Origin of the sequence: Pseudomonas rubra (assembly GCF_028656935.1) — a bacterium.
GTDB classification, from domain to species: domain Bacteria; phylum Pseudomonadota; class Gammaproteobacteria; order Pseudomonadales; family Pseudomonadaceae; genus Aquipseudomonas; species Aquipseudomonas rubra.
In genome coordinates this window covers 15,819-27,332 of the sequence record NZ_JAMDGZ010000007.1, presented here as the reverse complement: position 1 = coordinate 27,332, position 11,514 = coordinate 15,819, and the positions used below count along the sequence as shown (strand labels likewise).

The window sequence follows — 11,514 nt, the reverse complement described above, 5'->3', positions numbered from 1 at the left end:
TTGCGCAAAAAGCGGCAATTGGCCACACTGCGGCATCACTTAGCACAGTTGCCATCATGTCCTTGAGCATCCGCCTTGCGCGCACTGAAGAGGCGCCCCTGCTCCCGGCCATCGAGCGCTCGGCGGCGCAGGCCTTCCTCGAACATCCCGGCCTTGAGTGGATTGCCCGTGGCTCGGTCATGAGCCTTGAGGATCATCTGGGGTTCATCGAAGCGGGGCATGAATGGCTGCTGACTGACGAACACGACCAGCCCCAGGGGTTTATCTGTGTTACCCCAGCGGGCACTGACCTGTTCATCCATGAGCTGTCGGTTGCACAGCCGGTTCAGGGCCAGGGGCAGGGTCGCCGACTGATCGCCACAGTCCGCCAGTGGGCAAGCGATCAGGGCTTTCAGGGCTTGACCCTGACCACCTTCGCGCAGGTACCGTGGAATGCGCCCTTCTATGCGCGCCTGGGTTTTGAACTGCTCACTGAAACACAGCTCAACCCAGCCCTGAGCCAGCAGCTCAGGCGCGAACAACTGCAGCTCAAGAGCACCCGCTGCGCTATGCGCCTGCCCCTTCAGCCGTTGTCCTGAGCCTGTGCGCTCGCGCGTTCGGCCTGACGTAAAAGCGCTTCTTGCTTGCCGATCAGTTGCAACTGGCGGCGCAACTCGTGCTTGCAAAGCATTAGGTGCGTATGTGGCACGATTGCCGATCGGTACAGATTGGGTCACGCAACTCAAGACGCTACTGATCGAGCACGTCGGCGTAGTCGTGTGGGTCAACTCCGCCTATCTGGATTACGCGCCGGTCTACAGTACCGCCCCGGGTTACATGCACGGCTACGGTGATCAGCACGTCTCACTTCATGCTGATGCTTATTGCGACCAGCGCGCTTCGCTGCTCTGCAATGCCGAAGCAATCGTCGCCAACTTTCCATCCGGCAACGTATCGGGCAACAAATCGGTGCCCGAGCTTACGTACAACTGCGCATAGGCATTGCGCAACTCGGCGTACGACAGGTCACGTTTCAACTGCGTCTGCAGGTTGTTCAGCTCGCCCTGGATCAACTCCAGCTCACCGATGTTCTGGGTCTGGTAGCGGTTGCGCAACTGCTCAGCGATCTGCCCGTCCAGTGCCGCCAGCTCTTCGCTGGTGCGGAACTGGCGCGCCGCCTCGTTGTAGTTGGCGTTGGCCACATACAACTGCGCCAGCACCGCCATCGACATGGCCTGGCGCCGCGCCGCCGCAACGTCTTCACCGGCTTTGGCGACCTTGATGGCTGCCGGGGCCGACAACACGTTGAACAGGTTCCAGGTCACCTTGACGCCGTAGTCCGCCCAGCTCTGGTTGACCAGGAAGGAGTTGCTGTCGTAGTGCCCACCGGCCGAGAACTCAAGGCCCGGCAGCAAGCGCAGCATGGCCTTGCGGGTTTCCGCAGCACTGATCCGTGCCTGGTAATCCTGTTCGCGCAACTCCGGACGGCTGGCCAGGGCCTGTTGTTCCAGGCGGGTGAAATCACCCTTGAACTGCGGTACCTCATAGCCTGCTTCCGGCGCCAGGGTGAACTCGGTATTCAGCGGCAGGTTGATCAAGGCCGCCAGTTCAGTCTTGGCCAGCGACAAGGCGCGGCGCTGCTCTTCGAGCTGGCGGGTGGCCTCGATCAGAGCGCGCTGGTAGCTGAGCGACTGCACCGGGTCGCCGATGCGCTGGCTGCTCATGTGCTGGCTGTTGTCCCGAGCCTCAGCCACACGCCCCATCAGGCTGTCGATCTGGGTCAGCAGGCGCTGCGCCGCCACGGCCCGCCAGTACGCCGAGCGCACGTCCTGGGTAATGGTGTGAATGACCTTGCGCCGCCGCTCCTGGAGAATCAAGCGTTGGTCGGCCTGCTGCTTGGCGCTGACGTAACTGACACCAAAGTCGAGCACGTTCCACACCATGGTCAGGTCCGCCACTTCGCGGTCGCGGTCCTGGGAGGTCGAAGGTTCCAGGGACTGGGTACCGGTCTGCACGCTCTGGCTGCTCGAGGCGCTGACATTGTTGCGCCCGGCATAACCGGCTTCCATGGCCATGCGCGGCAACATGTCGAAGCTCGCCAGGTCGACCTGGCGCTTGGCCAGGGCTTCTTCCATGACCTTGAGGCGCGACTCGAGGTTGTACTTCACCGCCCGCGCCATGGCCTGGTGCAAGGTCAAGGGACCGCTCAGCGGTTCCTGGTCCTTGAACATGCTGACCAGGTCAGTGCGCGCCCGCGCCTCGCTGAGGCTGCGGTCGATCGGTTCGCTGGTCACCGCACATCCGCTGATTGCAAGCGCCAGCAAGCTGGCACTGAAGAGTTTCTGACTATTTTTCATCCTTGGGCCGCCCCCCTGGTGCGGCTCGATCATCTTTGAATAGGTGCTGAAACTTCAGGCCCGATTGCCGATCTGTGTCGGCTGTGACAGAGCCATGGCCAATTCGCGTACAGGACGCTGTTCGGCGTCCTTGATATTCTGCAACTGCTGCTCCAGCGAGGCGGCGCCAAACACTGCGCGCAAGCCTTGCGCAGGGTCGGTGGTGCGCCACTGCTTGCCGTCGAATACACGCATCGACTCGCCCTCCTGCACCGCTTGCCGCGCAAACAGGCTTGCGAGGGTACTGCTGCCAAAAACGCCACCCTCTCCCCCGGCGAACCCAATGCCGCCAGCAGAACTGGCGCCTTGGTCGCTGCTGGCAAAAACTTGAGCGATGTAGCTCGGTGCACTGATGCCGTTGTTGATAAAGATATTGCCCAGCGTATCGATGCCGCTACCCAAGGTCTCATGCTCGAACAAGCCGCTTGGCACTAACGGCGAGGCTGTGGGTATCGCCGGCACCGGTGGCACCTGCGGCTGCAGTAGAGGGCTGCTTGGAGACCCGCTGTTTACGGGTGGGTTGGTCCGGTATTCCAGATCACCAACGTCCTGGCTCAGTATCTGATAGGACGCACTGCTCAGCGACAACGTCAGTGCATTGCCAGCCGCATCGCGGATACCGCTGCCCTGGGCATTGAGGCTGAGCCCCAGGCTGCCCTGGCCGCTGACGTTAGCCACCGTCACGCGATAGGTCCGCTCGTCCAGCTGCAGCACTGACTGCACCACACCACTGGCTCCGCCATGCAGGCTGAAGTCCGTGACATCCACCGCGCTGACCGGCTCGTCGAAGGTCAAGGTGTAGCTCAACGTCTTGTCCTGGGTTACGGCCGGGCCGTCCAGCACGATCTGCACCGGCTGTGGCGCGCGCGTATCGACAGAAATGCCCGTCGTACTGCCCACGTTGCTCAGCGCCGTCTGCACATCATTGCCACGCACGTCTTGCAGTGTGCCTCCCTGCAGATCGATACCGGTCGATAACCTGAGGCCATTGCTGGCCTGCTGGCCTGGGCTGATGACCAGGCGGAACACCAGGGTATCGCTGCCTGAACCTGACACATAGTCGGCATAGGCAACCTGGCCATTATCCAGGGTTACGCTCAGGCGCGGCAGACCAGGGCCAGGGCCCACCAGAACCACCTCGTCCAGGCGCACGGTGAAGTCGAGTCCCTGTCCGGCCACATAGCTGCCTGCGGCTGGGACTTCTACCCCAGTTACCTTGGGAGCGACCCGGTCGATGCTGTAGGCGCTGCCTTCAATGCCGCCACCTATTGCGTTGCCGGCGGCGTCAATGATACCGGTGCCCACGCCTTTAAGATCCAGGCGTACACTGCCAACACCGCTCAAGCTCTCGACCAGAACTGTGTAGGTGCGGTCGTCAACCTGAGCCACGCTACTGATACGGCCTGCGGCACTGCCCGTGTAGATCAGGGAAAAATCGGCCATGTCGACGCCGCTGACGCCCTCGTCGAACCTAACGGTGTAGCGAACCGAGCTACTGTTGGTGGGGTTGACATCGACTCGAACGATCTCGGTCGCAAGGGGAGCCTGCGTATCGACCCGTACCGACGCGGTACTGTGCACGCCATTCAGGCTCAGGTTCAGATCGTTGCCCGCCGCATCGCGTATCGCACCACCGTTGAGCGCCAGGCTGCTGCCGAGCTGGATACCATCGGCATCGTTGTTGCCCTGCTGCACACTGTACTGAAACACCAGTTGCCCGGTTCCGGAGCCGGAAACGTAGGTGGCATACCGGTTGCTACCGCCAATGTTCAGCAATAGCCCCGGCGTACCGTCGCGGGTATCAACGATGACCGGCTCGCTGGCACTGACGGTAAAACGCAGCAGCTCACCGGCCTTGTAACTGCCGGCCGCCGGCACCTGCACGTCAGTGACCGTAGGGACTGTCCGATCGATCTGCAAGGCGGCGCTCTGCGTGCCAGCGGCCACACTGTTGCCGGCGACGTCAATGATGTCGCGAGCGCTGGCGATGGCCACGCGAATGTCACCAGTTCCCGTCAGCTCGCCCACTTCGACCCGGTAGTTACGCGCGTCCAGGGCAGTGATGCTCAGTATGCGCCCCTGGACGTTGCCACCCACCAGCAAGGTGAAGTCTTCGACACTGACGTTGCTCACATCTTCGTTGAAACTGACGCTGAAAGTGGCATTGCTCGCGTTGCTCGGCCCGGGGGTCAACGGGGTGATAGCACTCACCCTCGGGTCGACAGTGTCGACCACGATTCCGGCCGTGCTGCCTACGTTGTTCAACGTAAGGTCCATCGCGTTGTTGGCCTGGTCATGGAACGACGGCATGGCCATGACCGCTACCACCTGGACGCCAGCGATCAGTGTGGTGTTGTCGTTTACCTGCACCTGGTACTCGAAAACCAAGGCATTGCTGCCAGTACCGGACACGTAGCGAGCGGTGACGTCGCGGCCACCGATATTGACGATGATCCACGGTGCGAAGGTGACGTTGACCACTTCGCTGGTGTTGACGGTAAAGCGCAGCACGTCGCCCGCGTTGTAGGCACCGGCGGCCGGCACGTCGATCGAGCCAATGCTCGGCGCAACTCGGTCGATACTGTAAAGCGTACCGGTCAGGCCTGCGGCCAAGATGTTCCCGGCCGCATCGGTGATGTCCGTGCCGCTGTCATTGAGGTTCAGGCCCAGAGTACCGTCCCCCGTCAGGCCGTTGATCAGCACCGTATAGGTGCGTGCGTCGACCGCCACTACGCTGGCGATGCTACCGCTTACGCTACCGGTGAACACCAGTGTGAAGTCCGAAGTGTCCACACCGTTGACCGCTTCGCTGAAGGTCACGGTGTAGCGGACCGAGCCGGCGTTGGTCGGGTTGCTGTCGATGGCGACGAGCGTGCCAGGCTGCGGCGCCACGCCATCGACGCGCACGCCGATGGTGCTGGCCACGTTGTTGAGCCTAGTGTCCAGGTTGTTGCCAATGCTGTCGCGCACAGCACCACCGTTCAGGTCAAGGCTGCTGCCGACACTGATGCCGTTGCTGTCCAGTTGCCCGCTGGTCACGCTCAGACGGAACACCAGCGCACTGGTGCCCGAGCCCGAGACATAGTCGGCGTAGACCGTACCGCCAGTGTCCAGGACAATCTCCAGGCGTGGTGCGCCGGCGACGGTTACCGCCTCGCTGAGGTTGAGAGTGAAGTCCAGGTTCTGTCCGGCGACATAGGTACCGTTACCAGGCACGGTAACACTGCTGATGACCGGTTCGATCCCATCGATGACAATATTGTTGTTTGCCCCCAACGAGTGGGCCGAGCCCGCCGTCGGTAGCGTCAACAGCGCATCCTGCTGGCTTGCGCTGCGCAGGGTGGTGCCATTTAGCGACAAGGCTGCCGAGGAGGTGTAGTCAAGGTCAGCACTCTGGTCGCCCGCCTGCACCGTGTACTTGAAGACCAGGGCGTTGCTGCCCGAGCCCGAGTAATAGGTGGCGGTGCGGTCGACAGCCCCGGTTTCCAGCAGCAAGGTGGGAGTGTCCGCGCTGAGAAAGACTGCCTGATCGAAGGTCAGGACGATGTAGATGGAATCGCCAACCTTGAAACCGCCGTTCATGAGGGGTGCATCAACGTTGATGACCCGTGGGTTGAGTGCGGCAACAGTAATCGCCAGGGTGTCGCTATCGGTCAGCGCCCCGCCAGTACCGCTGCTGCCTTGGTCGTTGCTGATAACCTGCAGGCTGGCAGCGCCGTTGTAGCCTGCGATCGGCGTAAAGCTCATACCGTTGAGGGCTGCGTTGATGCTGCCCAGACTGCCAACGAACGTCATCGTGGTATCGCCGCTTCCACTGCCAACAATAAAGCTCAAACCGGAAACAGCAGAAAGCGTCAATGTGCCATGGGTGACCAGCAGGGTGACTTGCAGCGAATTACTCCCCGCATCCACATCGCTGATGCTGATCAGGTTGCCGTTGCTGCTGTTGAAGGTCAGGGTGCCATCCTGGTTGACTATCTGGCCCGTCGGCAACTGGTTCACCGGAGCGTCGTTGACTGCTGTAACCATCAGCGTCAGGGTGCTGTTGCCCGATTGCGCGCCCCCCGTCCCGCTGTGGCCACCATCGTCGATGTTCATCGACAACGTCACGTTGGCAGTGGCATTGGCTGCGGGCGTATAGGTCAGACTGCCGGTGCCAATGAGCGTATTGATATCGCTGAGGCTGCCCACTAGCACCAGGGTGCCAGTACCCGAGCCGCTGACCAAGACACCTGCGCCGCTAGTGCCATGAAGCAGGCCGGCAGGCACCGACAACGTCACGGTGACCGGCGAACTGCCGGCATCGGCATCGCTGAACACAATGCCGGTCAGGGCCGTGGTCGTGTCTTCGATAACAGTGATCGAGCCAGGGGCAAGAATCACTGGAGCGTCGTTGACCGCTACGACGTTGACTACCTTGGTAGCGATGTTACTGACGTCGTGGCCGTCATTGACCGTAAACGAAAGGGTCCGCGCCCCGGTATCGGGGTTGCTGGAACTATTGCTGTATTCAACCGAACGCAACGCTGCCTGCCATTGCGCCAGGGTCGCTATCGCCCCTGCAGAGGTCAGCGTCAGCTCGCCGGTAGCAGTGTTGTAACTGGCGCTGATGTTGCCCATGGTCGCCGGATTGTTCAAGAACCCGAGGCGGTCCTGAACGGAGTGGAAATTGCCGGTGATGGCAACGGTGGCACTGGTCAGCGTAGCGCTGTCGAGGTCGCTCAGACTCAGGCCATTGTCCACCCGCACAGGCGCCGTGCTCTCGACATAGGACGTACTGCCAGCGCTTGTGCCGAGTACGGGGGCGTCATTGGTCGCAGTCACGGTGACTACACGCGTGGCGGCCAGGCTGTCCAGGCTGCCGTCGTTCACCACAAAGCTCAGCGTTCGGCTGGCGGTGTTCGGGCTATCGCTCGCGTTGCTGTAGATCACCGAACGCAATGCCTCCTGCCACTGTAGCAAGGTCGCGGTGCCTCCAGCGGAGGTCAGCGTCAGCACGCCGGTGGCAGTGTTGTAACTGGCGCTGATATTGCCCGTGGTCGCCGGGTTGCCGGTGAAGGCCAGGATGTCCTCGCCAGTGTGCAGGTTGCCTGTGATGCTGACGGTCGCACTGCTCAGGGTGATATTGTCGGTGTCGCTCAACGTCAGGCCACTGTCGACTACCACCGGTGTCGAGGAGACATTGTTGCCTTCGATGAACGTCGCGCTGCCACCGCTGGTTACCACGCTCGGTGCATCGTTGGTCGCGGTGACGGTGATGCTTGCCGTATCAGTGCTGGTGGAGAAGGCACTGCTGCCACCGGCAACCGAGGTATCGACCTTGCTACCTTGCTGCCCTGCCGACGCGCCGGTCTGGTCCCAAGCCTTGTAGGTCAAGGTCGCCACGGTGCTCGTTGCACCGTCCGGTACCAAGCGGACCCTGTCGGTACTGCGCAACAGCAAGGCACTGTCGCCGGCCACACTGCCGATATCGTTCCACGAGGTGCCGTCGGTGCTGAACTGCCAGATCCCGGAGCCGTTGCTAGCCCCCGTGATGGCGATACCGCTCAGCGCGCCCGTGTCCACGTCGGTGACCCCGGAGAGGAAACTGCCAACCGTCTGCCCGGCATTGTTGACCTGGCCATCGGTAATACCGCCCAGCACAGGCCCGACCGGGGTAAGGTTCGGCGCATCGTTGACGGCTGTAACGGTGATCTGGGCCTGCGCGATACCGACCGAAAAGCTGCTAGTGCCACCGCTGCTGGTGGTGTCGGCAAAATTACGCACCGCGTTGCTGGATGCACTGCCGCTGGTTTGATCCCAGGCCCGGAAGCTCAGGCTGGCGCTGCCACTATTGAAACCATCGGGGTGGAAACGCACATAGGCGGTAGAGGACAGTAGCAAGCTGGAGACACTGGAGACGGTACCGACATTGTTCCAGGTCGTCCCATCTGTGGAGTACTGCCAAATTCCGTTGCCGCTCGACGCCGTCAGCGCGATGCCCGACAGCGCGCCAGCATCGACATCGTTGTGGCTCAGCCCGGCCAGGATCGTCGAGACCAATTGGCCAGTAGACACGGTGTCTTCATTGGTGCCCGGCAACACGAAAGGCCCGCCCGACAGCAAGGGCGCATCGTTGATCGCCACTACCGCCACCGTAGCGGAAATCGCCAGGCTCGTGGTGTCCACACCACCGTTGGAGGTGCCGCCAGTGTCACTGATGCTGGTCAGGGTCACCGTCCGGCTGCTGGTGTCCGGCGAATGGCTGAGGTGGCTGTACGTCATGCCGTCAATCAGCGTCTGGGCCGTTCCGGTACTGATGCCACCCACCTTGCTCAGGGTTACAGTCGCCAGCGAGCCGCTGAGCGAGACCGTGAAGGCCAGGCCATTCACGGATGTGGTACCGGCATTACCGTTGATTAAATCGACGTTCGTGCCGTCGATCGTCAAGCGCTCGTTGCCGATATTGATCACGTTGCTGACCGTGAAGGTCAACTGCTTGACGGACTGCCCGGCCTCGACGGTAGAAAGGGTCACGCCGCTGAACAGGTCTACCGGCGCACCGCCTTCGGTGAAGGTCGGGGTACCGCCCGTAGCGCTGGCGGTGGGCGCGTCATTGACCGGAACAATGCTGACATTGACACCGGACGCAATGCTGGTGCCGCCAGAGCCGTCGGTGATCCGGATCTCGACCGTACGAGCGAGCGAACCGGTATCGACGCCATTGCTATTGCGGTAGGTCAGGTTCTGCAGCAATGCCGACACCGCGGCAGCGTTCGCCGAGGCATTGAGGCTGATCACAAGGTTAGCCCCTGCGCTGCCACCAGACAGGGTGCCGATCAACACGCCTGCGTAAGTGACATTGCTGCCAGACAGACCAATCTGACCGGCACCAGTGCCCTGGTTGTGCAGGCTCAGAACATCGTCGCCGGCAATGTTGTTGGCGGTGATTGCCACCGTGACCGTGCCGCCATTGAAGTGCGCTGAGTCAACGTCGGTGACCGTGGCGTTGCCGCCAGCATCGAGTATCACGGCGCCGCCGTCCTCGGTATAGGTGACGCTGTCGCCGTTGAGGCCACTGATAACCGGTGCGGCATTGCTGAGGGTGGTGAAGTTCAGCGTAGTGTTGTCATAGATACCCTTGGACACTACGCCATCAGCATCGGCAAACGCCTGCTTGTCATAGCGCACCGCGTAGGCGGTGCCCTGGGCCAGGTCGGTCGGAGGGTTGATGGTCCACGTGGTGCCTGAACCGGTGACCGCCGCGCTGCCCACGGCGATGGTTTGCACCACGGCCCCATCGGAAGTGCGTACGATGTAGATGTTACCGGTGCCTTTGCTCACACTTTCGTTGAAGGTCAGGACAATGTTGGCTGATGGGGAAACGCTCAAGCTGTCATCCGCCGGAGTGGCGCTGACCAGTGTGGGCGGACTGCCACTCTGGTAGAAGACGGTGGCCGGAGTGCTGGCCTTGCTGGCGACAACATCAAGGTCGCCATCGCCGTCGAAATCGCCGGTTCGGAAGTTGAAGCTACTGAAGTCGACCATACTCAGGCCAGCGAAAGGTGACGATGCCCGTGCCCTCACATCGAAGGTCTGGTTACCCAGGTTTTCGGCGTAGCTCCACTCGGTGCCGTTGGCGCCTTGCTGGTAAAAGAAATCGGCGTCACCATCACCGTCGAAATCCCCCACCAGCACCCGTGGGCCGAACGCAGGCGATGGGAAGCCGGTGGTTGAACCCATGGTAAAATTCGAACCGTCATTGCGATAATATTTGCCGCTGGTTCCATTCAGGAAGTAGAGGATGTCAAGATCCCCGTCACCGTCGAAGTCAATTACGCGATAGTTGATTTGGCTGTAGTCGCTGAAGGTGAGGCCATTGAACGGCGATGCACTGAGGTCCATCTCGGTGAAGGTGCCATTGCCACTGTTGAGCGCGTATTTCCAGGGACTGCTGTTGTCGCCGGTCTGGTAAAGGATGTCGGCAGCGCGGTCTCCGTTGAAATCGCCGACCACCATCCGCACACCGCGTAGCGCGCCGGTGATACTGGTCACTTGCTCCGCGCTGAATACGCCATTGTCATTACGGTAGAGCGTGGTGCCTGGCCCGGTGTTCAAGGACGCCAGCACGTCGATGTCGCCATCGCCATCGAAGTCAGCCGTGTAGTAGTTGGTGCTGGTCGCGGTGGCATCGATCAGTGAAACATTGGAAAAAGGCGAGAACGCCTGGTCAACGATGGTGAACGTGCCGTCGGAGTTGCCTGCGGCAAACTTCCAGGCACTGGCGGCGCCGCTGGTCTGGTAGAGAATGTCATCGCGACCGTCATTGTTGAAGTCACCAACCACCATTTTCGGCAAGGTCACCAACGTGGGTGCGGTAGGATTCGGCCCGCCCGTGAAACTGGCCGCCATCAGGCCCTTGTAACCGCTCAGTTCATTGCCTAGCGCGTGGGTCTCAATGACACCATTGCTCACCTCCAGGCTCCAATTGCCGCCAAGGGCCTGGGCGCCGGTGTCGTCAGTCGAGGCCGCGATATCTGCGCCGGTGATGCTCGCCAAGTTATCGATGAATGCCTTACCGCTGTTGTCATCACCGACACGGCAACCGTAGAGCATCAGGTCGCCATCGGCTTTGAGCGCCGAGCCGATTGTTTCAAGTGCGGCGCGGTGCTCAACCAGATTACTGCTGTTGAGCCACAGTTCACCCACCTGCACCGTGCCAGCAGCACCGTGGGACAGTAAGTGAACGGCGTCCAGGCCTTCGCGACCCTTGAGGTAGTCAGCCATCTGCTGCAGGCCGTCCTTGCTTGGATCAAGGATCACTACTTCGGCGTGGCCCGACAGGCCGTCGAGCAGCTCACCGACCTTGCCGACCTGGCCATCGACAAACACCACGTCCTGGCGTTGCGCCCCCTGCTGGCCACGGGAATCGGCGCTGGCCGCTGGTATCTTGCTGGTTTCAACTGCGGAGGTGCTGTCCTTGGCCGGCTCGGCGTCTGCCTGGACCACGGATTCCTGGGCCACGGCGCCCACAGAAGCATCGAACATGATTCGAGGCTCAAGGGCCATCAGCAACGGCGCCTGACTAGAAGCGCTCGTCTGTGGTTGCTGGGCGAGCTGACGCAAGAATCGCTCGATGAACTTCACGTTGCACCTCCTG

At 61.5% G+C, this 11,514-nt stretch carries 3 protein-coding genes; 1 reads left to right on the top strand and 2 read right to left on the bottom strand.

What is annotated here, in order from left to right; translation table 11 throughout:
- The first annotated feature begins 56 nt into the window (after nt 1–56).
- Nucleotides 57–578, top strand: coding sequence for a GNAT family N-acetyltransferase (locus M5G17_RS03305; RefSeq protein ID WP_273891587.1), 522 nt, complete (start codon nt 57–59; stop codon nt 576–578).
- Between the two features lie 282 nt (nt 579–860).
- Here M5G17_RS03305 and M5G17_RS03300 read toward each other — a convergent pair whose 3' ends face one another.
- Nucleotides 861–2,336 carry a TolC family protein gene (locus M5G17_RS03300; RefSeq protein WP_273891586.1) on the bottom strand — a complete coding sequence of 492 codons (1,476 nt, stop codon included), beginning with the start codon at nt 2,334–2,336 and terminating at the stop codon, nt 861–863.
- Nucleotides 2,337–2,390: 54 nt separating this feature from the next.
- A complete protein-coding gene (locus M5G17_RS03295) occupies nt 2,391–11,501 on the bottom strand; it encodes a DUF4347 domain-containing protein (RefSeq protein WP_273891585.1) in 9,111 nt (3,036 codons plus the stop codon).
- Nucleotides 11,502–11,514: the final 13 nt, after the last annotated feature.